Below are 25,484 nucleotides of genomic sequence, written 5' to 3'. Positions count from 1 at the left end.
GCTATCCGGCGGGCACCGGCGTGGACGCGCGCCCGAGGTGTTCCCCGCTGTGTGCCCGCTGCTCCCGCAGGCGCAGGAACACGAACCAGGTGACGACGGCGCATACCACGTAGAAGACCAGGAACACACAGAACGCGGTGGTCGCCGACTTGGCGTCGCTGACATAGGACGCGCGCAGCACGATGTTGATGAACACCCCGCCCAGCGCGCCGACCGCGCCGGCGAAGCCGATGAGCGCCCCCGACATCGCCCGCGACCACGCGGCCTTCCCCTCGCGGTCGAGATCGTCACGACCCTGAGCCTTCGCCTCGAAGATCGACGGGATCATCTTGTAGGTGGAGCCGTTGCCGATGCCCGACAGCACGAACAGCAGCATGAAACCCGCGACGTAGCCGACCATCTGGCCACCGCTGGGTGCGCCCTTCTGAGCGTCGTCCAGCGTGCCGGCGGCAACGAGGATGCCCGCCGCGAACATCATCGCCACGAACGTGTAGAGCGTGATCCTGCCGCCGCCGATGCGATCGGCGAGCTTGCCGCCGAACGGGCGGGCGATCGAGCCGAGCAGCGGCCCGAGGAACGCGATCTGGGCGGCGTGCAGGGACGCCTGTGCGGCGTTGTCCCCGGATGCCAGGTAGTTGATTTGCAGGACCTGGCCGAACGCGAACGAGAAGCCGATGAATGAGCCGAAGGTGCCGATGTAGAGGAAGCTCATCACCCAGGAGTGCTTGAACCGCAACGCCTCCACCAGCGCGCCGAGGTTGGACTTCTGGTTGCGCAGGTTGTCCATGTTCATCGCGGCGCCCAGCGCCGCCACGCTGATCGCGACGAGGTAGACGGCGCAGACGATTTCGGGCCGGGTATTGCCCAGTGTCGCGATCACCAGCAGACCGATCAGCTGGATGACGGGCACACCGATGTTGCCACCGCCGGCGTTGAGGCCGAGCGCCCATCCTTTGAGGCGCTGCGGGTAGAACGCGTTGATGTTCGTCATCGACGAGGCGAAGTTGCCGCCGCCGAGTCCGGCGAACGCGGCGATCACCATGTAGGTGGTGTAGGACGCCGGGTTCTTCATGAAGTAGAGCGCCAACAGGGTCGGGATGAGCAGCAGCAGCGCGCTGACGATCGTCCAGTTGCGGCCACCGAACCGGGCGGGCGCGATCGTGTACGGGATGCGCATGAACGCGCCGATCAGCGTGGGCATGGCGACCAGATAGAACTTGCCCGCCGCGTCGATGCCGTAGACGTTCTGCGGCATGAACAGCACCATCACCGACCAGATCGACCAGACCGAGAACCCGACGTGTTCGGCGACAACCGACCAGATCAGGTTGCGCTTGGCGATCTGTTTGCCGCCAGACTCCCACAACTCGACATCCTCGGGGTCCCAGTGCTCGATATCGCGCTGACGGGCTGTCTCCGCTGTCCCTGTTGCCATGGCCCCAGTGAAAGCGCAGGTCATTCCCTACCCGTTGCACCTCGATGACACGGGGGAAAACTCGCCCTCACATGGCCGGACGGCTCACCGTGAGGCGGTGTCCACTGTGATCAGGGAGATCCACGTGTGACTTCCCGGCGAAACGACCCGGAAACACACGGCTCTTAGCTTGCAGACATGACCGACGGAAGCAGTCCCCGTTTCCTGCAAGGCGCTTTCGCGTTCGACGGCAGCGGCTACGACAAACCGGCGCCCCTCGACGACGCGCTGCGGTACGTGGTGCCCGTCGGCGCCACGGCGCAGCCGGTTTACTTCCGCGGCGGCAACTCGACCAAGCAGATGATCAGCGTGGTCCTGTACCGCGACGGTGTGCCGATGCGCTACTTCCCGATCGCCGCCAGGGGCGCCACCCATGTCGCGCTGCGCGTGGTGGAGGATCTGCTGGCCGACACCGTGCTCGAGCTGTACGTGGTCGCGCCCGACGGGCTGAGCGGAACGGTGATCGTCGACCTCGGCCTGGTGGAGGTCTGACCGTGGCGCAGCGCCTGGTGGTCGTCGGCAACGGAATGGCCGGGGTCCGCGCGCTCGAGGAGATCCTGGCCCGCGGCGGCGCCGAGCAGTTTCGGATCACCGTGTTCGGCGACGAGCCCTACGGCAACTACAACCGTATCCTGTTGTCGAATGTGCTTGCCGGATCCGATGATCCGACACAGATCTACCTCAACACGCTGGACTGGTACGCCGACAACGACATCGACCTGCGGGCCGGGGTGCGAGTGGTCCGGCTGGACACGTTCGCGCACCTGGTGCACGCCGACGACGGCACCACGCTGCACTACGACAAACTCATCCTCGCCACCGGCAGTCGCTCCTTCTTCCCTCCGATGACGGGCCTGTGGGCGGACGACAAGATGCTGGCCGACGGCGTGTTCGGGTTCCGCACCCTCGACGACACCGCGGCGATGATCGCCGAGGCGGGCACCCGCAGCAAGGCCGTCGTGATCGGTGGCGGACTGCTGGGGCTGGAGGCGGCCCGCGGCCTGCAGAACCGGGGGCTGACGGTCGACGTCGTCCATGCCGGCCCCACGCTGATGAACGCGCAGCTCGACGATCCGGCGGGATCGATCCTGCGGAAATCGGTGGAGTCGTTGGGCATCGGCGTCCACACCGACAAACGCACCACCGAGGTGGTCGTCACCGACGGCCGGTTGACCCGGATCCGGTTCTCCGACGGTTCCCAGCTGGACTGCGACATGCTGGTGATCGCCGCGGGTATCCGGCCCAATGTCGGCCTGGCTCAACGGGCCGGCCTGACCGTCGAGCGTGCCATCGTCACCGACGACCACATGCGCTCGGTGGACGACGACGACGTCTACGTCGTCGGCGAGTGCGCCCAGCACCGCGGCCAGGTCTACGGACTGGTGGCGCCGCTGTGGGAGCAGGCCAAGGTGCTGGCCGACCACCTCACCGGCGCGGATGTGACGTCGTCCTACCACGGTTCGCGGGTCGCGACGAAGCTGAAGGTGGCCGGTGTCGACGTCGCGTCGATGGGCGTCAAGGCACCCGAACATCCCGACGACGAGTTCGTGCAGTACAGCGAGCCCAAGCACGGTGTCTACAAGACCGTCGTGATCCGCGACGGCAAGCTCGTGGGCGCCACCCTCGTCGGCGACGTCTCGAAGGTGTCGTTCCTGACCCAGGCGTTCGACAGCGGCCTGCCGCTGCCCGACGAGCGGGTGGCGCTGATGTTCGACATCGGCACTCCCGAGGTCGGCGTCGGTGTCGCCGAACTGGCCGACGACGCGCAGGTGTGCAACTGCAACGGCGTGTCCAAGGGCGCGCTGGTGTCCTGCGTGCAGGGCGGTGAGACGTCCGTCGCGGGCGTGATGGCGAAGACCAAGGCCGGCAAGGGGTGTGGCTCCTGCAAGGAACTGGTGTGCCAGGTGGTCGAATGGGCGGCCGGCGGGGCCGTCACCGAGGACCCGTCGGCATCCTGGTACGTGCCCGGCGTTCCCTATGACAAGCCGACGCTGATGCGCCACATCCGGGAGCTCGAATTGCATTCGGTGTCCTCGGTGTTCGCCGCGCTGGCGCCCGGCGGCAGAGAGGACGCCGGGTCGAAGATGGCCCTGGCGTCGCTGTTGGAGATGATGTGGGCCGACGAGTTCGTCGACGAGCGCGACGCCCGCTTCATCAACGACCGGGTGCACGCCAACATCCAGCGTGACGGCACGTTCTCGGTGGTGCCGCAGATGAAGGGCGGCGTCACCGACGCGGCGCAGCTGCGCACGATCGCGGACGTGGCTGAGAAGTACGCGATCCCGATGATCAAGCTCACCGGCGGGCAGCGGATCGACCTGCTCGGGGTGCGCAAGGAGGATCTACCGGCGGTGTGGGCCGATCTCGACATGCCGTCGGGCTATGCGTACGGCAAGAGCTTCCGGACGGTGAAAACCTGTGTGGGCAGCGACTTCTGCCGCTACGGGGTCGGCGACTCGACCGCGCTGGGCATCGCGATCGAGGAGCGCTACCAGGGGTTGGCCAGTCCGGCGAAGATGAAGCTCGCGGTCACAGGTTGCCCTCGCAACTGCGCCGAGGCGCTGTGCAAGGACCTCGGCGTCGTTGCGGTAGACGGCGGCCGCTGGGAGATCTACGTCGGCGGCGCCGCGGGCGCACACATCCGCAAGGGCGATCTGCTGGCCACCGTGGACTCCGCTGACGAGGTGATCACGCTGACCGGCCGCTTCCTGCAGTACTACCGCGAGAGCGCGAATTGGCTGGAGCGGACCTACAAGTGGGTGCCGCGGGTCGGGATCGAGCACCTGCGGTCGGTGTTGATCGACGACGCCGACGATGCCTTCCTCGCCGGTCTGGACGCCCGGATGCAGAAATCGGTGGATGCTTACCGGGATCCGTGGCGCGACGGCGCGGAACCGCGCACCCCGGGCCAGTTCCGGTCCTCGTTGCCGCTGCTGCCGCTGCCCCAGGTGCCGGTGCGGTGAGCGTCGGGGTGAGCATCGACGTGGGCCGGGTCGAGGAGATCCCGGTCGGCGAGGGCCGGACGTTCGCCGTGGACGGCACCCAGGTCGCGGTCTTCCGGCTGTGCGACGGATCGCTGCGGGCGATCGACGCGATCTGCCCGCACCGCGGCGGTCCGCTCGCCGACGGACTGACCGACGACTGCGTGGTGGTGTGCCCGCTGCACGGCCACACCTTCGACATGTCGACGGGCGGCGAGGCATCCGGTGCCGGCCTGTCCGTGCGCAGCTATCCGGTGGAGGCTGTAGACGGGACGATCAGGCTGACGCTGTAGCGCGTTACCACCTAGGTCTGACACGAATAATCCTGCGAGACAGACCTATCCACAGTGCGGTGATTATCCACAGATGGCCGCGGATGCCGTGGCGGCGTACGGCGATGCGCGAATAGATTCGATGGTGTGTTCGATCGATTCGTCAGCGGCGCCGCCTCCCCCGGTGAGCGGGTGCGGGCGTACGCGCGGGTCGAGAACGCCGCGTGCGCGGCGCGGTTGTCGGCGATGGCCGACCTTCTCGAGCAGACCTACGCCGCGTCGGGGTCGGCCGAACGGGAGCAGTGGCGCTGTGACAATTGGTCTTCGGTGTGCGCGCAGATCGGTGCGGCGCAGACCCTCACCAGTGGAATGGTCAACGCGCTGCTGACCAATGCGGTCATCCTGCGCGAGCGGCTCCCCAAGGTCTCCGCGGTCTTCGCCGAGGGGCTGATCACCTACCTACTGGTGCGCACCATCTGCCAACGGACCGCGCTGGTACAGGATTCTGCCGCACTACAGGCGATCGACGCCGAACTGGCTGAGCAGCTGTGGAATTGGGGCGCCAAATCGCTGAGTCAGACCGACGCCGACATCGACACGCTTGTGCTGCGCCACGACCCGTATGCGGTGCGCCGGGTCGAAGACGTGGTGCGCACGACGGGGGTCACCGTGCACACCGACGGCGCCACCGGAGTCGCTCATGTGGACGCGACCGTCAACGCCACCGACGGTGCGGCATTCGACCGTCGGGCTGATCTGCTGGCCCGCACGGTGTGCGATCATGATCCGCGCACGCTGGATCAGCGCCGCGCAGCAGCGCTGGGAGCGATGGGCTTCGGCTGGGACCGGTTGCCCTGCATGTGCGAGGAACCCGATTGCGACGCCGCCGCCAGACCTCCTGTCGGCGGGGTCGTCATCCACGTCATCGGCCGCGAGGCCGTCCTCGGCGACGCAGGCAACGGTGCAACCGCTGACCTGGCGCCAGACACGGATCCCGCTTCCGAACCGCCGACTCATCCCGAGCCCGACGCCCAGGGTGATCCCGAGGCTGAGACCGATCCCGAGTTCGAAACCGGAGGCGAGGGCGAAGTCGAGTCCGGACTCGTGACCGATCCCCCACCGACGCCACGAACAGGCGACCTGACTGCCCAGCGTCGAGCTCTGGCAGGTGAGCCGCCGCCGCTGTTGTCGAAACCGTTGCGCGAATACACCCTTGCGCATCTCATTGCCGAACTGAACTCAGACCCCGGCGAGTTCAGTCCGGCTTCGCCCGGAATCGTCGTCGGCGGCCCGGTTCTGCCTGCGACGGTTGTCGCTCAGCTCGCGATGCACGCCACGATCAAGAAGCTGATCCATCCGGGCCAGGCCCCACCTGAACCGCGCTACCGACCCTCGCAAACGCTGGCCGACTTCGTGCGCGGTCGAGACTTGTCCTGCCGTCACCCCGGCTGTACCCGGCTCATCGACGATCTCGACCACACGATCCCCTATCCCTGGGGACCGACGTGCGCGTCGAACTTGGCTGGATACTGCCGTCAGCACCACCTACTGAAAACCTTCTGGCCGGGCTGGTCGAACGTGCAATATCCCGACGGGACGATCGTGTTCACCGACCCTGGCGGCCAGACCTCGACGAGTTACCCAGGCAGCCGACTGTTGTTCCCCGAGTTGTCCGAACCCACCGCACCAGTCCCTGTGTCCGGCACCCCGCCCCCGAAACACACTGCCGGCCTCACCATGCCGAAGCGGCGGATCAGCCGCAAAGAGGCACGTCGACAACGGATCGATGCCGAGCGAAAGCGCAACGCGCCCTGGGCTGAACAGTATCTGCGCGGGTCGATTCCAGCGTTCTAGCCGTCACTGCTCCGGCGGCTTGACGGCCAGCACCGGCTTCGGGCACTCGAGGATCAGCTTCTGCGCGACGCTGCCGAGCAGCAGCTTGCCGACCGGGCTGCGGTGCCGGATGCCGACCACCAGCAGCTGCGCGTCGTCACGGTTCATCGCGGTCAGCAGTTCGTCGACGGCGTCGACCCCCACCGGCTGGGCCAGCTCGTAGGCGACCCCGCACTCGGCGAGGCGGGCCTCGACGTCGTGCACCTCGTCCTGCCCGGCGAATCGGGAGTCGACGTACGACTCGCCCGATGTCGCGTTGATGACGAACAGGTCGGTGCCGCGCAGCTTGGCCTCGGCGATGCCGTGCTCGAGCGCGGCGTTCCCGAACCGGTCGGCGGTGTATCCGATGACGATCACAGCTGGCCCGCCTTCTCTCTCTGGTCCTTGTCGTCCTCGACCACCAGCAGCGTCTCCTCGCTACGGTGCATCAGCCGCAGCACCAGCGGTGCCAGCAGCAGTAGCGCCATCAGCACGTAGGTGACGATCGCGACGGGCTCGGTGAACAGGCTGCTCCACTCGCCGCCGCCCAGCTGCAGGCTCTGCCGGAGCTGTCGTTCGATGCGCGGCCCGAGGATCACCCCGATGATCAACGGCAGCACCGGTAATCCGAAGCGCCGCATCATCAGACCCATCAGGCCGAACACCAGGAGCAGCATCAGGTCCAGCGGTTGCAGGTTCACCGCGAACGCCCCGAGGGCGGCGAAGAACAGGATGCCGGCGTACAGGTAGGGCCGCGGCGTGCGCAGCAGCTTCGCCCACAGCGGCGCCAGCGGCAGGTTCAGCACCAGCAGCAGGAAGTTGCCAATGAACAGGCTCGCGATCAGCGTCCAGATCAGCAGCGGTTCCTTCTCGAACAGCGTGGGCCCGGGCTGGATGCCGTAGGACACGAACGCCGTCAGGATCACCGCGGCGGTGGCGTTGGTCGGCAGGCCCAGCGACAGCATGGGCACCAATGTGCCTGCCGCAGAGGCGTTGTTGGCGGCCTCGGGGCCGGCGACACCTTCGATGGCGCCCTTGCCGAACTCCTCGGGATGCTTGGACAGCTTCTTCTCGGTGATGTAGCTGAGGAACGTCGGCAGCTCGGCGCCGCCGGCGGGCAGCGCGCCGAACGGGAATCCGAACGCGGTGCCGCGCAGCCACGGCTTCCACGACCGCCGGAAGTCCTGCTTGCTCATCCACGGCCGGCCCACGGGGATCACGTCCGCCGGGCGGCGGCGCAGGTGGGCGGCCACCCACAGCGCCTCGCCGACGGCGAACACCGCGACCGCGATCACGACGATGTCGATGCCGTCGCTGAGCAGCGGGATGCCGAACGTGGCGCGCGGCTGCCCGGTCAACGAGTCGATACCGACGATGCCGATCGCCAGGCCCAGCAGCAGTGAGATCAGGCCGCGCATCTTCGACGAGCCGAGCACCGCGGTGACCGCGACGAGCGCGAACAACATGATCGCGAGGTACGACGGAGCGCCGAGCGTCACCGCGAACCGCGAGATCGCCGGCGCGAAGGCCGCGAGCAGCGCGGTGCCGATCGCCCCGGCGACGAACGATCCGATGGCCGCGGTGGCGAGCGCCTGGGCGGCGCGGCCGGCCTTGGCCATCTTGTTGCCCTCGATCGCGGTGATCACCGACGAGGATTCACCCGGTGTGTTCAGCAGGATGGACGTGGTGGAACCGCCGTACATGCCGCCGTAGAAGATGCCGGCGAACATGATGAACGCCGCACTCGGGCTGACGTTGTAGGTGATCGGCAGCAACAGCGCCACCGTCATCGCGGGCCCGATGCCCGGCAGGACGCCGACCGCGGTGCCCAGCAGCACACCGATCACGGCGTACAGCAGGTTCATCGGGGTGGCGGCCTCGGCGAACCCCTGCATCAACCAGTCGAAGTTCTCCATTTACAGAATCCCATCCAGAATGCCTGCGGGCAGCGGGATCCCGAGCCCGGAGTAGAACGCGTAGAACGAGCCGAGCGCGAGTACCGCGCCGATAGCGATGTTGCGGACGTAGTGCCGGCTGCCCAGTACCGTGGCGCAGCCGGCGAAGAACAGGGCGCCGGCGATCGCCCAGCCGAGCGGCTGGACGAGCACGATCAGCAGCACGAACAACCCGACGAGCAGGCCGACGGTGCGCCAGTCGCTGGGCATGTCCGGGTCGATGTCCTCCCCCGCGTCGGCCTCACCGCGCAGTCCGCGCGGGATCGCGATCGCCAGCACGACGGCCATCACCAGCAGCCCGACGCCGATGGCGATCGGAAACAGTCGCGGGCCCACCGGATCCACCTCGGCGTAGCCACCGGGCATCGATACGCCGTCGTAGATCAGGAACGCGCCGACGATGACCATCACCGCGCAGACGACGTACTGCGCGTAGTCCGGACGGACCGCGGCGTTCGGCTCCCGGGTCTCCTGTGTGTCGCTCATACCAGCCCCAGATCCGTCAGCGTCGTCTCCACGCGCTTGTCCTGTTCTTCGAGGAACTCCTCGAACGGTTGACCGGTCATGAAGGCGTCGCTCCAGCCGTTCTTCACCAGCGCCTCCTTCCACGCATCGGTGGCGTGCAGTTCCTCGAGCACCTTGACCATCGCGGCCCGGTCCTCCTCCGAAATACCCGGCGGCGCAAGCACTCCGCGCCAGTTGGTGAAGGTCAGGTCGATGCCGGCCTCCTTCAGCGTCGGGGCGTCGACCCCTTCGACGCGCTTGTCGCCCGAGACGGCGAGCACCCGCACCTGACCCGACTCGATCTGGTCGACGTATTCGCCGAGCCCGGAGGTGCCCGCGGCGATCTTGTTGCCCAGCAGCGCGGTCAGCAGGTCGCCGCCGCCGTCGTAGGACACGAAGTTGACCTTCGTCGGATCGACGCCGACCGCCTTGGCGGTTTCCATCGGGAACAGGTGGTCGGGTCCGCCCGGGCTCGAGCCGCCGCCGAGGGTGACCTTGGCCGGGTTCGCCTTCCAGGCGGCGACGAAGTCCGCGACCGTCTTGAACGGCGAGTCGGCCGGCACCAGGATGCCTTCCTGTTCCTCGACCATCTTGGCCAGCGCAGTGGCGTCGGAGGCGCGGGCCTTGGAGCCGTTGGTGAACGTCGCGCCCACCACGCCCAGGCCCATCATCATCATCAGGTCGCCGTTGCCCTTCTCGTTCATCAGGCGAGCCATGGCGACCGTGCCGCCGGCACCGATGACGTTGAAGACCTCGACGCGGCCGGTGATCTTGTCGTCTTCCATGATCTTGACCGCGGTGCGCGCCGTGAGGTCGTAGCCTCCGCCCGGGCTGTTGGGCACCATCATGCGCAGACGGTGCAATCCGGTGTCCTCGCCGCGGGTGACGCCGCACGCCGAAAGCAGCAGCGCGGCGACCACGACGAGCACGACGCCGACGAGGCGCCGGCCCGATGCGAACATGTCGTCCCCAATCCAAGAGTTGTGATGCTCAGCAATACTGGACCCCGGCAGTGACTCAGGTCACCCATAAGTACGCAAAGGAAGTATTGGTCATTAAGAACATCCCGCTGCTCCGCAGCCTGGCCGCGCAGTTCCTGGCGTTCCAGCTGATGGTCGTCGCGGTGGTGCTCGTCGCGGTCGCCGCCGTGTCGGTGGCACAGTCCACCAGCGAGTTTCGCGAGGCGCGCGGTGCGCGGATGATCGCCGTCGCGGAGAACACGGCGTCCACCCCGATCGTGCGGGACCGGATCGAACAGGTGCCTGCCGATCCGTTCGTCGGCCGCACCCTGGCCCCGGAGGTCGACCGCGCGGTGGCGCTCTCGGGTGCGAGCCTGGCCGAGATCCTCGCCCCGGACGGCACGGTGCGGGTGTCGTCGGACCCGTCCCGCCTCGGCGCGCACGTCGACCTGGGGCCGAGCCGGGCCGACGAGGGCCGGGCCTGGTTCGGTGACGCCGAGGTCGACGGCACCCACAGCCTGGTCGGCCAGGTGCCGATCCTGTCCACCGACGGCGACGTGCTGGCCGTCGCGTCGGTCAGCGAGGGGTATCCGTCGGTGTGGGCGCTGCTGTCCGGAGCCGGCGAGCGGCTGCTGTTCTATCTGGGGCTCGGCGCCGCCCTCGGACTGGTCGCGTCCTATCTGCTGTCGCGCCGGATCAAGCGGCACACCCGCGGACTGGAGGTGGCCGAGATCGCCAGCCTGGCCGATCATCGGGAAGCGTTGCTGCACAGCATTCGTGAGGGCGTCATCGCGGTGAACAACGACGGTGAGATCACCGTGCTCAACGACAGCGCCCAGGAGTTGCTCGGGGTGGGCGCCGACGCGGTCGGCAGACGGGTGGACACGGTGGGCATCGACCCGTCGGTGGTGGAGCTGCTGCTGCCTGCAGGCCGATCCGCCGAGCCCGCCGCGGACACCGTGATCGCGACGACCACGCGGGTACTGGCGCTGAGCCGGCGCGCGGCCACCAGCGGCGGGGAGCGGATCGGTACGGTGACCACGATGCGTGACAGCACCGAATTGGCGGCGCTGCAGGGCCAGTTGTCGTCGCACAAGAGCGTGACCGACACGCTGCGCGCGCAGACGCACGAGTTCGCCAACCAGCTGCACACCATCTCCGGGCTGGTCCAGCTGGGTGAATACGATGCGGTGCGTGATCTGGTGGGTACGTTGACGCGCCGCCGCGCCGAAATCAGCGACGCTGTGACACAACGGATTTCCGATCCCGCGGTGGCAGCGCTCCTGATCGCCAAGACCTCGCTGGCCGCCGAGAGCGGGGTGGCGCTGCAGTTGGCGCCCGAGTCGCATCTCGCCCCGCTCGATCCGGCGTTGGCCACCGACGTCATCACGCTGCTGGGCAATCTCATCGACAACGCGGTGGACGTGTCGGTCGGATCTGCCCGCCGGCGCGTCGAGGTGGCGATCGACGACGGCGACGGCCTGCGCATCGAGGTGCGCGACTCCGGGCCCGGAGTGCCGGAGAACCTGCGCGAGGCGATCTTCGCGCGCGGCGTCACGTCGAAACCCGATGTGCCCGGCGGGCGGGGCATCGGTCTGGCGCTGGTGCGCCTGGTGACCGCGCAGCACGGTGGGAGCGTGGACGTCGCCGACATGCCGGGTGGCGGAGCGCAATTCACGGTGCGGCTGCAGGGAGCCAGGACCCATGCGTGAGGTGCTCGTCGTCGACGACGACTTCATGGTCGCCGAGATCCACCGCCGCTTCGTCGACCGGGTGGACGGGTTCCGCACCGTCGGGGTGGCACGCACGGGCGCCGACGCGCTGCGGGCGGCGCAGGAGCTGCGGCCCGACCTGATCCTGCTCGACGTGTACCTGCCGGACATGACCGGCCTGGAGGTGCTGCAGCGCTTGAGGTCCGAGGGTGACGGCGTCGGGGTCATCATGATCACCGCGGCCCGCGAACTCGACACCGTCAGCGGCGCACTCGATGGCGGCGCGGCCGACTACCTGATCAAGCCGTTCGAGTTCGAGCAGTTGCAGGGCAAGCTGGCCGCGTTCGCGGCGCGGGCCGATGCGCTGGAATCGGCAGCCGGGGTGGACCAGTCGCTGATCGACTCGCTGTTCGGCAGTCCGTCGGCCGCGACGCCGAAGGTGCTGCCCAAAGGGCTGGGCGGCGAGACCGGTGAGCTGGTGCTCGCCGCGGTGCGCGAGGCCGGCGAGGTCTCCGCCGCGGAATGCGCCGAGCTGGTGGGCATCTCGCGGGTCAGCGCGCGGCGTTACCTCGAGCACTATCTGAGCGCCGGGACCGTCGAACTGCGGCTTCAGTACGGGGTGGGCCGCCCCGAACGCCGGTACCGGATGGTGCGGTGAGGACCGTTGTCTGCCCGATCGGGGACGAGAGTCACTAGAAGCGGCGCCGGTGGTGACGCGATCGTGTGGGCATGACAGAAATTAAGTCCATCGGCTCCCTCGACGTCTCGACGGTCACCGGCGGCCCGGTCGTGCGGGTGCCCGCCGGGGCCACCGTCGCCGACGCGGCGCGGGCTCTGGTCGCCCATGACGTCGGGATGGTCGTTCTCGGCGACGGCGACGGCGACGTCCCCTCGGCCGTGCTCAGTGAGCGCGACATCGTCCGCGTCGTCGCGGCCGGACGCGATCCTGCGGACGTCGCGGCCGCGGAGGTGGCCACCACCAAGCTCGTCTGGGCCAGTGCCGACGACACCGTGGACGAAGTCGCCGAGCAGATGATGGAGCACTACATCCGGCACGTGCTGGTGGAGCGCGACGGCGCACTGCTCGGTGTGGTGTCGGCCCGCGACCTGCTCGGGGTCTACACCGCCGGCGCCGCCGGCGACTGAACCTCACCGCGCAGTAGCGACGCCCGGCCGAATGCAGTACCGCACCACTGATGTGCGGCCCTGTCCGCTGATCGAGGGTGGTGTGCGTCGAACCACCACCGACGGCGGGGAATGCAGCATGACCAACGCACTTGACACCGAGCTCCCGACGATCGCCTACGAGCAGGCCGAGGGCCCTGCCGAGGCGCACCGCCTCATCGGCGAGGCGCGGCGACGGGGGCCTGTCGCCCAGGGACCGCACGGGCCCGAGGTGCTCACCTACGAACTGGTCCGCACCGTGCTGCGCGACGACCGGTTCGCGATGCCCAAGGGCGTCACCCTCGAGGCGCAGGGCATCACGTCCGGCGAGCTGTGGGACATCGTGCTCAGCGGTCTGCTCAGCCTCGACGGCCCCGACCACCACCGGCAGCGCAAGCTGGTGTCGAAGGCCTTCACCCCGCGGGCCGCCGGACGCCTGCGCAACACCTGCGCCGACATCGTCGCCGAGCTCGTCTACACGGTCTGCGCCGTCGGACGCTGCGATGTGGTGAACGACATCGCCCGCAAGTACCCGGTCCCCGTCATCTGTGAACTGCTGGGCACCCGGCGGGCCGACTGGAATCGGCTGTCCGCGTGGGCCGACGACATCTTCAAACTCTTCGACTGGAACCTCGCCGAGGACGAAGCCGACATCGTGCGCGCCTGGCGCGCATTGGAGGCCTATCTCGACGTCATGGTGGCGCAGCGGCGCGACCACCTGACCGACGATCTGCTGTCGGACATGATGCGGGCCGAGGACGACGGGGACCGGCTGCGCCATGACGAGCTGCTGACTCTCGCCGCGACGCTGCTCATGGCGGGCACCGACACGACGAGAAACCAGCTGGCCGCCGCCGTCGAGGTGTTCTGCGACCACCCCGATCAGTGGGCGTTGCTCGGCGAGCGCCCCGAGCTGGGTCCGCAGGCCGTCGAGGAGGTCATGCGGTTCTCGCCGGTCATCTTCTCCACCTTCCGCATCGCGCAGGTGGACGTGGAGCTGGCGGGCCACGTGGTGCCGGCCGGCACGATGCTGATCGCCAATACCGCGGCCGCCAACCGCGATCCGGCCGTCTACCCCGATCCGGACCGCTTCGACATCACCCGTACCGGAGCGGCTCCGATGCTGACCTTCGGCGGCGGTGTGCACTACTGCCTCGGCGCCCACCTCGCCCGCATCGAGCTGGCCGAGGCGCTGACGACGATGGCGCGGCGGATGCCGTCGATGCGCCGCGACGGTCCGACGGCCTGGAAGAGCATCACCGGGATCAGCGGGCCCGCGACCCTGCCGGTCGCCTTCGAGTCCGGCTACTGAGTCGCCCGGATCCCGTTCGGTCGCGCGGCTGATCGCAGGAGATAATGGCGGCCGTGGCACCCACGGTCCTCTTCCTGCGCAACGAACACATGGCCACCGAGGCACTGCTCGGTGAGGCCTTCACCGATCACGGCTTCGAGGTCGACGCCTTCGAGGTGGTACCGCCGGCCCGGGTGGACTCCCCCGCCGTCGACGTGGCGTTTCCCGACCCCGCCGGCTACGACGTCATCGTCCCGCTGGGCGCCCGGTGGCCGGTGTACGACCCCGCGCTGCGCGACACCTGGGTGGGCAGCGAGATGGCGCTGCTGCGCGACGCCGCCGACGCCGGGGTCGCGCTGCTGGGCGTGTGCTTCGGCGGCCAGTTGCTCGCCCAGACGTTCGGCGGCAGCGTCACCCGCTCACCGCGGCCCGAGATCGGCTGGTACGACGTGGTCAGCGAGCGGCCCGACATCGTGCCGGGCGGGCCTTGGTTCCAGTGGCATTTCGACCGCTGGACGCTCCCGCCGGGCGCCACCGAACTGGCCAGGACACCGAACTCGTCGCAGGCGTTCGTGCTCGGCCGCGCGATGGGGCTGCAGTTCCATCCCGAGATCGACACCGATCTGCTCAAGCGCTGGCTGGCCGACGACCGCGACGGCGATGTCGCGGCCGCCGGCCTGGATCATGACCAGTTACTCACGCGGACAACGGAACTCGCCAACGATGTCGGCACCCGGATCCGAGCACTGGTCGCCGGATTCCTCACCCACGTGGCCGGTCATTCCTTGCCGAGCTGATGGGCCAGGGCGTCGGCCACGTCCTCATGGCGGAACGGGTGTCCGACGGCCAGCAGTTTGGCCGGCACCACACGCTGGCTGGCTTCGGCGAGTTCGCGCGCGCCCTGTTCACCGAGCAGCACCCGTGGTCCCAGTGACGGCACCGGCAGCAGCGCGGGCCGATGCAGCACGCGCGCAAGCTCTTTGGTGTACTCGGCGTTGCGCACCGGTTCCGGGCCGACGGCGTTGACCGGTCCGCTGAGCCGGTCGTCGTAGAGGGCCCGGTGGTAGATGTCGAGCAGATCGTCCAGCCCGATCCAGGACAGCCACTGCCGTCCGTCGCCGACGCGGCCGCCCAGTCCGGCGGCGAACAGCGGCCGCAGCAAACGCAGGGTGCCTCCCGCGGCGGCCTGCACGATCCCAGTGCGCACCAATACGACGCGTAGGCCCGCATCCGATGCCGGCGTGGTGGCCGCTTCCCAGTCGGTGACCACGTCGGCGAGGAAGCCCTCGCCGCGCGAACCGTCCTCGGTGAGCTGCACGTCGCCCCGGTCGAACCCGTAGTACCCGATCGCCGAGGCACTGACGAAGGTCTTCGGCCCGTCGGGTGTGTTCGCCGCCGCGGCCGCCAGCAGCCTGGTCGGCTCGATCCGGCTGTCGCGGATGGCTTTTCGGTGGCTGTCGGTGAAGCGACCGGCGATGGACTCGCCCGCCAGATGCACGACGGCGTCGACCCCGGCCAACAGGTCCGCGGCGGGGGCGTGCGGATCCCAGCGCCGCTCGTCCTCGTGGGTGGGATCGTGGCGCACCAGCCGGATCACCCGGTGGCCGCCGGTGGTGAGGAACGCGCTCAGCGCGGAGCCGACCAGCCCGGAGGCACCGGTCATCGCGACGACCAGCGGGCCGGCCCCGGCCTCGGCGGCGCGGCGGTGCGCAGCGAGGTCGTCGATCAGTTGGCGGTGCCGGTAGGCGAACATCGGCCGCAGCAACGCGCCGGGCACCACCGCCTCGACGCGGTCGTTGATGAGGGTGCCGGTGCCATGCTCGGTGAACGTGTGGGTGTGCCGCCAGCCGCCGACGATGCGCGGCGGCCACGACGTCGGCCCCTGCGAGGACAGCTCGTCGACGAACCGGTGACCTTCCTCGTATTCGGCGGGTACGTGGCGCGCCACCCACCGCAGCCCGCCCGGCAGGCCGAGCACCGCCACGCCGTCGGCGAGGGATTCGGCTTCGGCGAGCACCGTCATCGGCTGGAACGGCGGGACCAGACGGCGCATGGCGCCCGGGCGGGTGTGCCAGTCCCACACCTCACGCAGCGGGTGGTCGATGACACTGTCGTATTCGATGCCCATGGTCCTCCGTGCTCTCGTCGGTCGAACAGTCATTCGTCGCCGCGGACCCCCCGGATTGGCCTACTCGGCTGCGGCTGACGGTGCCGGAGAGCGATACTGCGGACACCCCCCAGGACATCATCGGGACACCACCGCCATGACCAGAACCGCGCGAACGTTCCGCGACCGCCGCGACGCCGGCCGTGTCCTGGCGCGTGAGCTGACGAGCTACCGCGACCGCGCCGATGTGCTGGTGCTCGGGCTGGCCCGCGGCGGGCTGCCGGTCGCGCGCGAGGTGGCGGCGTTCCTGCACGCGCCGCTGGATGTGTGTCTGGTCCGTAAGCTCGGCGTGCCGCAATGGCCCGAACTGGCGATGGGGGCGGTCGCCACCGGCGGCGGCGTGGTTCTGAACGATGATCTGCTGCGTGGCCTGGATCTGAACGACGATCAGGTGCGCGAGGTGCTGGAGCGCGAGACGGTCGAGTTGCACCGCCGCGAACGGGCCTACCGACCCGGTCGGGTTCCACTGGGGCTCACCGGACGCACCGTGGTCCTCGTCGACGACGGCATCGCGACCGGCGCCAGCATGGTCGCCGCGGTGCGTTCGGTGCGTCAGGCGGGCGCCGCGCGTGTCGTCGTCGCGGTGCCGGTCGGTCCGGCCACGGTGTGCCGGACGTTGAACGCCGAGGCCGACGACGTGGTGTGTGCGACCACACCCACCGACTTCCACGCGGTCGGGCAGGTCTACGAGGACTTCCACCAGGTCGATGACGACGAGGTGCGCGACATTCTCGACAGTCCGACCGTCAGCGACGAATCGGACTGAGGCACAGAGCTTTTCAGCTCCGGGGCGGATCCTCGTCGGCGCGCTCGGCAGCCACCGGGGCCTCGTCGTAGTCGGCGGCCACCGGGGCTTCGTCCGGGTAGTCCTCGACGTCGTCGGTCGCGTCGGGGACGGCGTCCTCCTCGGCGGCCTCGCCGGCGTCGCTCTTGGACCGGTCGCGCAGCGCGTCGACGATCAGCAGCACGACCCCGATCACGCTCGCGGCGATGCACACCCAGGCGATCAACTCATTGCTCGTGACCACGGCCATCACCAACGCGGCGAGGCCGATGACGGCGAGGACGAGCGCGACGATCAGCATGGGATCACGAGACTAGTTGTTGCCCCGGTTGAACTGGTTGAACCCGCCGTCGTTGTTGGCGCCGGAGTCGACGGGCGCGGCGGAACCGCGCTGACCCAGTTCTTCCAGCTGAGACTCCAGGTAGGTCTTCAGGCGGGTGCGGTACTCGCGCTCGAACGTGCGCAGCTGCTCGAGCCGGCCTTCGAGAACGGTCCGCTGCTGGTTGATCGTGCCCATGATCTCGGAGTGCTTGCGCTCGGCGTCGGCCTGCAGGGCGTCGGCCTTCTCCTGGGCCTGTCGCAGCTGCGCCTCCGATCGGCTCTGCGCGTCGGCGAGCATGGCGTCGGCCCGCTGACGGGCTTCGGTGACCGTGGTCTCGGCGGTCTGCCGGGCTTCGCTGACCATGGCGTCGGCCTGGGCCCGCGCGTCGGCGAGCATCTTCTCGGACTCGGCCTTGGCGCCGTTGGTCAAGCGGTCGGCGGTGTCCTGGGCCAGGCTGAGCACCTTGGCGGCGCGCAGGTGCTGGTCCTCGGGGGCGGGCGCGGCCTGCTGCGCGGCGGGCGCCTCGTACACGGGCTGCGGAGCCGGCGTCGGAGCCGGGGTCGGCTCGGGCTCGGGCTCGTAAGCGGGCAGGGTCTGCGTCGGCTGGGCGGCACCGCCACCGGAGCGCGCCGAGGCGAGTTCGGAATCCAGCTCCGCGACACGCTGGCGGAGATCGGTGTTCTCCTCGATCAGACGGGTCAGCTCGTTCTCGACGAGGTCGAGGAAGGCGTCGACCTCGTCCTCGTTGTAGCCGCGTTTGCCGATGGGTGGCTTGCTGAACGCAACGTTGTGCACGTCGGCGGGAGTGAGCGGCATTGTCTGCCCCCTTGAGTCTGGATCGGCGAACGATCTCACAGTGTAAAGCCTGGCTTGAAGGTAACTGGCGTCCATCCTGTCACACCAGACCCTGCGGTTGCAGTCGAGGGCGATAAATAAGATCGAAACTCAACATTCGCCCGCCGGACGGCACCACCGACCGCCAACCCTTCCGCGCCGGTCAGACCCGGGAAAGCGCAGTTCGCAGCCCTGTCTCAGGCCGCGGCACCGAAGGCCAGCTGCATGCCGATGAAGGCCACGAGCAGCAGCACCATGATCGACAGATCGAACCGCACGGCACCGATCGTCAGTTGCGGGATGATGCGCCGCAACAGTTTCACGGGCGGGTCCGTCAACGTCATGATGACCTCGAGCACCACCACGGTCGCGCCCCGCGGATGCCACTCCCGGCTGAACGACCGGATGAACTCGACCACGACCCGGGCGATCAGCAGGAGCCAGAACACGAACAGCGCGAAACCGAGGATTTCGAAGAACAGCCCCAACGGAAGGTGACCTCACTCAGGCGATGTGACGGGAATGCCGGCCGCGATGTCGGTCGGCGCCGCCAGCCTACCCGTGCCGGGGGACCTGCGACTCCGCTGGCGCTACCCGGCGCTGCTACTGGTAGGCGTAGAAACCGGCCTCGGCGATCCGGCGCCGCTGCTCGGCGGTGACGTCGACATCGGCGGGCGAGAGCAGGAAGACCTTCGTCGCGACCTTGTCGAACGAGCCGCGCAACGCGAACGCCAGCCCGGCCGCGAAGTCGACGAGCCGCTTGGCATCGGCGTTGTCCATCGAGACCAGATCCATGATGACGGGCGTGCCGTCGCGGAACCGCTCACCGATGGTGCGGGCCTCGCTGTAGTCCTTGGGCCGCAGCGTGGTGATCTTGGCCAGCGGGCTGCCGGCTTCGAACAGCTCGGCCATACCGCGCGGATCCATCGCCAGCGCTCCCCGCGTTGAGCCCCGCATCGCACCGAAACGCGGTGGAGTGCGGTCGAATTCACGCGGCGAGCGCATCCGGGCCTCGAACCGTCCGTCGTCGAAGCCGCCAGCCATACCGCCCCGGTAGGCGGCCGGCTCGTCGTAGTCGCGGCGGCGGGCCTCGGGCAGGTCGTCGTAACCGCGGGTGTACCCGTCCTCCTCGAACCGGTCCTCGCGGGGCCGACGGTAACCGCGGGCCGAACCGCGCTCGTCGTCCTCGTAGTAGTCGTCCTCGTAATCGTCCATCGGGGCCATACCGAAGTAGGCCTTGACCTTGTGCAGTGTGCTCATCGTGAGGACCCCTCGTGCGGTGATGACCTGTGACCGGTTTCCGGCGAGTCGGAAGACTCTGTTGTCTGTGATGAAGGTGTGACTCGTGTGACTTCTGGAGGTGACGTTAGCGGTCGTGCGCCCAAGAGCGCGGTACCGACACGCACACATGTGGATCCGTGTCGCACCGCAGCTTCGAGGTCGCCCGACATGCCTGCCGACAGGTCCAGCCGCTGCGGATACCGCTCCTGCACCCGGTGGTGCTCCTCGGCCAACCGGGCGAACGCGGCGTCCGGGTCGGCGCCCAGCGGCGGGATGGCCATCAGGCCGACGAAGCTCAGTCCGGCCGCGTCGTCGATCGCGGCGCACAGGTCGTCGACGCGCCCCGTCGCGGCCACGTCGACACCGCCGCGGCTCTCGTCGCCGTCGAGGCTCACCTGCAGGAACACCCGGAGCGGCTCGGGGCGCGCGCCGCGCTCCAGCGCGTCGGAGGCCGACCGGTCCAGCGCGCCGACGACCTTGGCGTTGTCGACGGAGTGTGCGGTATGGGCCCATTCGCCGATCGAGCGCGCCTTGTTGCGCTGGATGCGCCCGATCATGTGCCAGCGGATGCCCGGGCAGTCGGTGATGTCGCGCAGCTCCTCGATCTTGCGCGTCGCCTCCTGGTCCCGGGATTCGCCGAACGACCGGCAGCCCAGCCGGTAGAGGGCGGCGACATCGGAGGCGGGAAAGAACTTGGTGACCGGCAGCAGCTCGATCGTCTCGACGTCACGGCCCGCCGCCTCGGCCGCCCGGGCCAGGCGGGCGCGGATCCGCTCGAGCGCGTCGCGCAGCTCGTCCTCACGGGGGGCCGTCACGATGCCGGCTCCAGCCAGATCACCGACGCGAGCCGGCCGGTCGGCGCGTCCCGGCGGTGGCTGAACAACGCCGGGTCGTCGACCGTGCAGCGCGGATCGACGTCGATCGCGGTGATACCGAGGGTGCGCAGCTGCGCGGCGATCCCCGCGCGCAAGTCCAGCCCGGGCGTACCCCGGGCCGTCGTGGTCCGGCTGCCCGGGAGCGCGCGCTCGACCTCGTCGGCCATCTCGGCGGGCACCTCGTAGTTGCGCCCGCTGACCGCCGGACCCAGCAGCACCGAGATGTCCTCGGCCCGCGCGCCGGCGTCGACCATGACCTGCACCGCGCGGGCGACGATGCCGCCCGCGGCGCCCACCCGGCCCGCATGCACGGCCGCGATGACTCCGTGGCGGGCATCGGCCATCAGCACCGGCACGCAGTCGGCCGTCACCACGGCCAGCCCGAGCGACGGCGTGGTGGTCACCACCCCGTCGGTGGCGTCGACGGTCTGACCGCCGTGGTCGACGAGTTCGACGCGGGTGCTGTGGGTCTGGTTCATCCAGACGATTCCGCCGGCGCCCAGCCCGGTGGCGGTGGTCAGACGGCGCCGGTTGGCTGCTACGGCAGCCGGGTCGTCGCCGACGTGGTCACCGAGGTTGAACGTCGCGAACGGCGGTCTGGACACCCCACCCGCCCGGGTGGTGGTCACGCGGCGCACACGGAACATCAGGTGCGACCGTACGTCGTGTCAGTGGCGCATGAAGGGCGGCACGTCGACGTCGTCATCGGAGATGCCGTCGTCACCGCCCCCGATGCGCACGGTCGCGCCGTTGGTGTGCGCGGCCGGCACGCTCGCCGGGTCGGCGGACTCGAACAGCGAGCCCACCCGGCCCGCCTTGCCCGGCGCGATCGGCTGCGCCGCAGCCGCGGCCGCGGTCTCCCCGGTGACCGGCTTGCGTCCGGGACCGGCGGCGTCGAAGCCGGCCGCGATCACGGTGACCCGGACCTCGTCGCCCAGCGAGTCGTCGATGACGGTGCCGAAGATGATGTTCGCGTCGGGATGCGCGGCGTCCTGGACCAGCGAGGCGGCCTCGTTGATCTCGAACAGACCCAGATCGCTGCCGCCGGCGACCGACAGCAGCACGCCCTGGGCGCCCTCCATCGACGCCTCCAGCAGCGGCGAGTTGATGGCGATCTCGGCGGCCTTGAGCGCGCGGCCGTCGCCGCGGGCCGAGCCGATGCCCATCAGCGCGGTGCCCGCGGAGCTCATCACGCCCTTGACGTCGGCGAAGTCGACGTTGATCAGGCCGGGGGTGGTGATCAGGTCGGTGATGCCCTGCACACCGTTGAGCAGCACCTCGTCGGCGCTGCGGAACGCGTCCATCAGCGATACCGCCGCGTCGCCCATCTGCAGCAGCCGGTCGTTGGGGATGACGATGAGCGTGTCGCAGCTCTCGCGCAGCGCCTGGATGCCGTTCTCGGCCTGGTTGCTGCGCCGCTTGCCCTCGAAGGAGAACGGCCGCGTCACCACGCCCACGGTCAGCGCGCCCAACTTGCGGGCGATCGAGGCGACCACCGGCGCGCCGCCGGTGCCGGTGCCGCCGCCCTCGCCCGCGGTGACGAACACCATGTCGGCGCCGCGCAGCAGCTCCTCGATGTCGTCCTTGGCGTCTTCGGCGGCCTTGCGGCCGACCTCGGGGTCCGCGCCCGCACCGAGTCCGCGTGTCGAGTCGCGCCCGACGTCCAGTTTGACGTCGGCATCGCTCATCAACAGCGCCTGTGCGTCGGTGTTGATCGCAATGAACTCGACGCCCTTGAGACCCTGCTCGATCATCCGGTTGACGGCGTTGACGCCGCCGCCGCCGATGCCGACCACCTTGATCACTGCGAGGTAGTTATGCGGGGGGGTCATCGCATCGCCCTTCCTGCCCTGAGTTGCCTGTCGTGTCACGGATAACCACTGGCCCAAACCCTCAATCTCAACTAGAGGCTTAGAGTTATGTCAAGTTGTTCCGCGCAACCAGAACGGTAGGGTGACCGCACGCCGATGCCCGGCAGGCGCGCCGAAACGACACGACAAATGTTGACCGAGTTTCCCGGGGTTCTGCAGGACCTTTTCTGCGGCGAATCGGCGCCACCGGCCACCGATGCGGCCTAGCGTCATCGGGGTCGGCACCACCTCCGGGGGAACCATGGCCAACCGTATCGTCGGCGCACTCGTCACCGCCGGATCGCTCCTGCTCGCCGCACCCGTGGCGCACGCCCAGCCCCCCACGCCCGACCCGGTGCCCAGCGACGAGGATCAGATCCGCGACGTGCTCACCCGGCAGGCCCAGGCAAGCGCCGAGCTCGACCTCGCCACGGCGGCGCAACTGTCGTGTACGCCTGCAGCGCCCGCGTGGTTGCCCACCTTCGGCACCGACATCGGCGCGACGCTGCGCAACGACGCCTCCGCGACGAACCTGGCCGATCAGATCTCCGGGCCCATCGCCGACCTGCGACAGGCGCTGGCCGGCTCGACGGTGGTGCGACTCGACGGCATCGACCACGTCGTCGTCACCGGGGACACGGCCACCGCCGACATCACCGTGACCACCGAGAGCGGGTCCAATCCGCCTCAGACCCAGATCACCCGGGCCACGCTGCGGCGCCAGGACGGACGCTGGTGCACCGCGGTCTGAGGGCTACTTGACCGTCGGCAGATCCGGACTCGACACGTCGTAGACCTTGCCGGGCTGGGTCAGCAGCGCACCGAGCTTGAGCGCCTTCTCCTCGGTGCGGTCGGTGGTGCCCCACACCACGGTGCGCCCGTCGATCAGCGTCAGCGTGATCGCGGCGACCGACGGCGCCGACACCCGGCCCACCTGACCGGCCACCTCCGGACGCAGCGACGTCATGACCTCCAGCGCGGCCTTGGTGGCCGGATCGTCCGGCCCCGGGTTCTCGGTGTCCAGATACGGGATGCCCGGCGGCGGAGGACCTGTCGCGAAATCCACACCGTCCTTGTCGAAGACGTGCACGCCGTCCGGATAGTCGCGGACCACGACGGGCACCCGTTCGACGACGGTGATCCGCAGCGTCGAGGGGTACTCGCGCTGCACCCGGGCACTGGCCACGCGCCGGATGCCGGCGACCTTCTCGGCCACCGCGTCGGTGTTGACCTGCAGCAGCGGGGTGCCCGGGGGCACCGCGGCCACCGACACCACCTCGTCCTGGGTGACTGCGCCCAGCCCCGTGACGACGATGGTGCGGGCCGACATGATCGGCGTGAAGTACAGCAGCAGCCCGATGCCGACCACCAGCACCGCGATCACCGCGGTCCACAACAGCGCCTTGAGCCCGCGGACCGCACCACGGCCCAAGGACGCGGTCTCCGGCAGCGGACGGCCGAGGGTCTTCCGCTTGGCTTCGCGGCGCGCCTCCTCGATCGCGACGGCCCGCGCCTGTGCCGCCCGGCGCTCCTCGCGTTCGCGGCGGGCGCGCCGGCGCGGGCCCTCGACGTCGGCGGCGTCCTCGGCGGCGTCCGGTGCGGGCTCGGCGTCTGCAAACCCGGTCTGCGCCGCGGCGGCGTCGTCCTCGGTGGGCGCGGCGGATTCGCCGTCGGTGGGCCCCGTCATGGCGCCTGCGCTCCCCCGGACCGCCGATCGGCGTTGCGCCGCAGCTCGGTCAGGATCTCCTTGCCCAGCAACGTCACATCACCGGCACCCATGGTCACCACCACGTCGCCCGGCCGAGCCGCGGCCGCCACGGTCTCCGCGACCGCCGAGAAATCCGGAACGTAGCTCACCGGCGCCGTCACCGCCTCGGCGATGGTGGCGCCGCTGACCCCGGCCAGCGGCTGCTCGCGCGCGGCGTACACGTCGAGCACGAAGACCTCGTCGGCGAGGCTGAGCGCCGTGCCGAACTCCGCTGCGAAAGCCTGTGTGCGCGAATACAAGTGGGGCTGGAACACGACGATCGCACGGCCGCCCGATTCCCGGGCGAGCGCCGTCACGGTGGTCAACGCCGCGGTGACCTTGGTCGGATGGTGGGCGTAGTCGTCGAAGACCCGCACCCCCGCCGCGGTGCCCACCAACTCGAACCGGCGCCGCACTCCCTCGAAGTCGGCCAGTGCGTCGAGCACGTCGTCGGGTGAGGCGCCGACCTGCATCGCCGCCAGCAGCGCGGCCAGCGCGTTGAGTGCCATGTGGCGGCCGGGCACCGCCAGCCGCATGGTGCGCGGCGAGGCCTCCCCCGCCAACTGCACCGTCGCCACGGCCGTGGTGCCCTTCTGCTGCCAGTCCAGCAGCGCGGCGGCCAGCCCGGGCTGATCCCCGCTGCCATTCCCACTGCCGTAGCGGAGCACCCGGATCCCTAGTGCCGCAGTGCGATCGGCGAACGCGGCCGCCCCCGGATCGTCGACGCACACCACGACCGACCCGCCGGGCGCCAGACGCTCCATGAAGGCGTCGAACACGGCGACGTAGGCCTGCTCGGTGCCGAAGAAGTCGAGGTGGTCGGCCTCGATGTTGGTCACGACCGCGACGTCGGGCCGGTACTGCACCAGCGATCCGTCGCTCTCGTCGGCCTCGGCGACGAAGTAGGCGCCGCTGCCGTGATGGGCGTTGGTGCCGGGCTCGCCGAGATCACCGCCGACCGCGAACGACGGATCGAAACCGCTGTGCTGCAGCGCCACGATGAGCATCGACGTCGTCGTCGTCTTCCCCGCCGTCCCGGTGACCATCAACGTGGTCTGCCCGGCCATCAGCTGGGCGAGCACGGCGGGCCGCAGGATCACCGGGATGCCGCGCCTGCGGGCCTCGACGAGTTCGGGGTTGGTCTTCGGGATCGCGGCGTGCGTGGTGACCACCGCCGTGGGGCCGCCGGGCAGGATGTCCAGCGCGGACGCGTCGTGCCCGATCCGGACCTGCGCGCCGCGGGCCTGCAACGCGAGCACCGCGCGCGACTCCTTGGCGTCCGACCCGGACACCTGGCCGCCGCGGTCGAGCAGGATGCGCGCGATGCCCGACATGCCGGCGCCGCCGATGCCCACCATGTGCACCCGCTGCAGCTCCGCGGGCAGCGTCTGCCCACTCACCGGCGGGTCCGCCCGCTGCGCGCCGCCGCCGCCACGTCGA

General features: G+C 69.5%; 26 protein-coding genes. 11 read left to right on the top strand and 15 right to left on the bottom strand.

Annotation, left to right across the window (positions count from 1 at the left end; all coding sequences use genetic code 11):
* Position 1: 1 nt before the first annotated feature.
* Entirely contained in the window at positions 2-1,435 is a 1,434-nt protein-coding gene (locus MCHUDSM44219_RS26635; protein WP_048421286.1) for a nitrate/nitrite transporter, read from the bottom strand.
* A 177-nt stretch (positions 1,436-1,612) separates the two neighbouring features.
* Between MCHUDSM44219_RS26635 and MCHUDSM44219_RS26630 the strand changes: the two genes are divergently transcribed.
* The 4 genes from MCHUDSM44219_RS26630 to MCHUDSM44219_RS26615 all read left to right on the top strand — a co-directional run bounded on the left by MCHUDSM44219_RS26630 (position 1,613) and on the right by MCHUDSM44219_RS26615 (position 6,581).
* Positions 1,613-1,966: a hypothetical protein gene (locus MCHUDSM44219_RS26630; protein ID WP_048421285.1), complete on the top strand. Its 354-nt coding sequence runs from the start codon at positions 1,613-1,615 to the stop codon at positions 1,964-1,966.
* Between the two features lie 2 nt (positions 1,967-1,968).
* Entirely contained in the window at positions 1,969-4,437 is a 2,469-nt protein-coding gene (gene nirB / locus MCHUDSM44219_RS26625) for a nitrite reductase large subunit NirB (RefSeq protein ID WP_048421284.1), read from the top strand.
* An 8-nt stretch (positions 4,438-4,445) separates the two neighbouring features.
* Positions 4,446-4,748, top strand: coding sequence for a Rieske (2Fe-2S) protein (locus MCHUDSM44219_RS26620; protein ID WP_048421298.1), 303 nt, complete (start codon positions 4,446-4,448; stop codon positions 4,746-4,748).
* Positions 4,749-4,874: 126 nt separating this feature from the next.
* On the top strand, positions 4,875-6,581 hold the full coding sequence (locus tag MCHUDSM44219_RS26615; RefSeq protein ID WP_048421283.1) for an HNH endonuclease signature motif containing protein: 1,707 nt from the start codon (positions 4,875-4,877) through the stop codon (positions 6,579-6,581).
* Between the two features lie 3 nt (positions 6,582-6,584).
* Here the strand turns inward: MCHUDSM44219_RS26615 and MCHUDSM44219_RS26610 are convergent, their stop codons facing one another.
* From MCHUDSM44219_RS26610 to MCHUDSM44219_RS26595, 4 genes are read right to left on the bottom strand one after another with little or no spacing between them, the layout of a single operon-like run.
* Positions 6,585-6,977 (bottom strand): universal stress protein, encoded by a 393-nt coding sequence (locus MCHUDSM44219_RS26610; RefSeq protein ID WP_048421282.1) that lies wholly within the window; start codon positions 6,975-6,977, stop codon positions 6,585-6,587.
* A complete protein-coding gene (locus tag MCHUDSM44219_RS26605; protein ID WP_048421281.1) occupies positions 6,974-8,515 on the bottom strand; it encodes a tripartite tricarboxylate transporter permease in 1,542 nt (513 codons plus the stop codon). The genes MCHUDSM44219_RS26610 and MCHUDSM44219_RS26605 overlap by 4 nt, the downstream gene beginning before the upstream one ends.
* Positions 8,516-9,040 (bottom strand): tripartite tricarboxylate transporter TctB family protein, encoded by a 525-nt coding sequence (locus MCHUDSM44219_RS26600; RefSeq protein WP_048421280.1) that lies wholly within the window; start codon positions 9,038-9,040, stop codon positions 8,516-8,518.
* The gene (locus MCHUDSM44219_RS26595; RefSeq protein ID WP_048421279.1) at positions 9,037-10,020 is read right to left on the bottom strand and encodes a Bug family tripartite tricarboxylate transporter substrate binding protein; all 984 of its coding nucleotides are present in this window, start codon (positions 10,018-10,020) and stop codon (positions 9,037-9,039) included. Before MCHUDSM44219_RS26595 ends, MCHUDSM44219_RS26600 begins: the two co-directional genes overlap by 4 nt.
* A gap of 149 nt (positions 10,021-10,169) precedes the next feature.
* On the opposite strand from MCHUDSM44219_RS26595, the gene MCHUDSM44219_RS26590 reads away from it, so the two are divergent.
* From MCHUDSM44219_RS26590 to MCHUDSM44219_RS26570, 5 genes are all read left to right on the top strand, one after another.
* Positions 10,170-11,729: a sensor histidine kinase gene (locus tag MCHUDSM44219_RS26590; protein ID WP_236695592.1), complete on the top strand. Its 1,560-nt coding sequence runs from the start codon at positions 10,170-10,172 to the stop codon at positions 11,727-11,729.
* Complete coding sequence (locus MCHUDSM44219_RS26585) at positions 11,722-12,387, top strand: response regulator (RefSeq protein WP_048421278.1); 666 nt, start codon at positions 11,722-11,724, stop codon at positions 12,385-12,387. Before MCHUDSM44219_RS26590 ends, MCHUDSM44219_RS26585 begins: the two co-directional genes overlap by 8 nt.
* Positions 12,388-12,458: 71 nt before the next feature.
* Complete coding sequence (locus MCHUDSM44219_RS26580; RefSeq protein WP_048421277.1) at positions 12,459-12,875, top strand: CBS domain-containing protein; 417 nt, start codon at positions 12,459-12,461, stop codon at positions 12,873-12,875.
* A 118-nt stretch (positions 12,876-12,993) separates the two neighbouring features.
* A complete protein-coding gene (locus MCHUDSM44219_RS26575; protein WP_048421296.1) occupies positions 12,994-14,205 on the top strand; it encodes a cytochrome P450 in 1,212 nt (403 codons plus the stop codon).
* A gap of 44 nt (positions 14,206-14,249) precedes the next feature.
* Positions 14,250-14,981 (top strand): type 1 glutamine amidotransferase, encoded by a 732-nt coding sequence (locus tag MCHUDSM44219_RS26570; RefSeq protein WP_048421276.1) that lies wholly within the window; start codon positions 14,250-14,252, stop codon positions 14,979-14,981.
* Here MCHUDSM44219_RS26570 and MCHUDSM44219_RS26565 read toward each other — a convergent pair.
* Positions 14,963-16,312 (bottom strand): TIGR01777 family oxidoreductase, encoded by a 1,350-nt coding sequence (locus MCHUDSM44219_RS26565; RefSeq protein ID WP_048421275.1) that lies wholly within the window; start codon positions 16,310-16,312, stop codon positions 14,963-14,965. The genes MCHUDSM44219_RS26570 and MCHUDSM44219_RS26565 overlap by 19 nt on opposite strands.
* Positions 16,313-16,448: 136 nt before the next feature.
* Between MCHUDSM44219_RS26565 and MCHUDSM44219_RS26560 the strand changes: the two genes are divergently transcribed.
* Complete coding sequence (locus MCHUDSM44219_RS26560; protein WP_048421274.1) at positions 16,449-17,117, top strand: phosphoribosyltransferase; 669 nt, start codon at positions 16,449-16,451, stop codon at positions 17,115-17,117.
* A 13-nt stretch (positions 17,118-17,130) separates the two neighbouring features.
* Here the strand turns inward: MCHUDSM44219_RS26560 and MCHUDSM44219_RS26555 are convergent, their stop codons facing one another.
* The 7 genes from MCHUDSM44219_RS26555 to ftsZ all read right to left on the bottom strand — a co-directional run bounded on the left by MCHUDSM44219_RS26555 (position 17,131) and on the right by ftsZ (position 22,279).
* Positions 17,131-17,436, bottom strand: coding sequence for a DUF3784 domain-containing protein (locus MCHUDSM44219_RS26555; protein ID WP_048421273.1), 306 nt, complete (start codon positions 17,434-17,436; stop codon positions 17,131-17,133).
* A gap of 12 nt (positions 17,437-17,448) precedes the next feature.
* The gene (wag31, locus tag MCHUDSM44219_RS26550; RefSeq protein ID WP_048421272.1) at positions 17,449-18,273 is read right to left on the bottom strand and encodes a DivIVA-like cell division protein Wag31; all 825 of its coding nucleotides are present in this window, start codon (positions 18,271-18,273) and stop codon (positions 17,449-17,451) included.
* 215 nt (positions 18,274-18,488) lie between these two features.
* Entirely contained in the window at positions 18,489-18,779 is a 291-nt protein-coding gene (locus MCHUDSM44219_RS26545; RefSeq protein WP_048421271.1) for a YggT family protein, read from the bottom strand.
* A gap of 115 nt (positions 18,780-18,894) precedes the next feature.
* Entirely contained in the window at positions 18,895-19,551 is a 657-nt protein-coding gene (locus MCHUDSM44219_RS26540; protein ID WP_048421270.1) for a cell division protein SepF, read from the bottom strand.
* Positions 19,548-20,387 (bottom strand): YggS family pyridoxal phosphate-dependent enzyme, encoded by an 840-nt coding sequence (locus MCHUDSM44219_RS26535; protein ID WP_048421269.1) that lies wholly within the window; start codon positions 20,385-20,387, stop codon positions 19,548-19,550. Before MCHUDSM44219_RS26535 ends, MCHUDSM44219_RS26540 begins: the two co-directional genes overlap by 4 nt.
* Positions 20,384-21,097 carry a peptidoglycan editing factor PgeF gene (pgeF, locus tag MCHUDSM44219_RS26530; RefSeq protein ID WP_082162414.1) on the bottom strand — a complete coding sequence of 238 codons (714 nt, stop codon included), beginning with the start codon at positions 21,095-21,097 and terminating at the stop codon, positions 20,384-20,386. The genes MCHUDSM44219_RS26535 and pgeF overlap by 4 nt, the downstream gene beginning before the upstream one ends.
* An 18-nt stretch (positions 21,098-21,115) precedes the next feature.
* The gene (ftsZ, locus tag MCHUDSM44219_RS26525) at positions 21,116-22,279 is read right to left on the bottom strand and encodes a cell division protein FtsZ (protein WP_048421267.1); all 1,164 of its coding nucleotides are present in this window, start codon (positions 22,277-22,279) and stop codon (positions 21,116-21,118) included.
* Positions 22,280-22,559: 280 nt separating this feature from the next.
* On the opposite strand from ftsZ, the gene MCHUDSM44219_RS26520 reads away from it, so the two are divergent.
* The gene (locus MCHUDSM44219_RS26520) at positions 22,560-23,048 is read left to right on the top strand and encodes a hypothetical protein (RefSeq protein WP_048421266.1); all 489 of its coding nucleotides are present in this window, start codon (positions 22,560-22,562) and stop codon (positions 23,046-23,048) included.
* Between the two features lie 3 nt (positions 23,049-23,051).
* Here the strand turns inward: MCHUDSM44219_RS26520 and MCHUDSM44219_RS26515 are convergent, their stop codons facing one another.
* The gene (locus MCHUDSM44219_RS26515; protein ID WP_048421265.1) at positions 23,052-23,984 is read right to left on the bottom strand and encodes a cell division protein FtsQ/DivIB; all 933 of its coding nucleotides are present in this window, start codon (positions 23,982-23,984) and stop codon (positions 23,052-23,054) included.
* Positions 23,981-25,444 (bottom strand): UDP-N-acetylmuramate--L-alanine ligase, encoded by a 1,464-nt coding sequence (murC, locus tag MCHUDSM44219_RS26510; protein WP_048421295.1) that lies wholly within the window; start codon positions 25,442-25,444, stop codon positions 23,981-23,983. Before murC ends, MCHUDSM44219_RS26515 begins: the two co-directional genes overlap by 4 nt.
* Positions 25,445-25,484: the final 40 nt, after the last annotated feature.

Origin of the sequence: Mycolicibacterium chubuense (assembly GCF_001044255.1) — a bacterium.
Taxonomy (GTDB): domain Bacteria; phylum Actinomycetota; class Actinomycetes; order Mycobacteriales; family Mycobacteriaceae; genus Mycobacterium; species Mycobacterium chubuense.
Note: the sequence above shows the minus strand (reverse complement) of the source record. Positions and strands in the feature narration are given on the sequence as shown.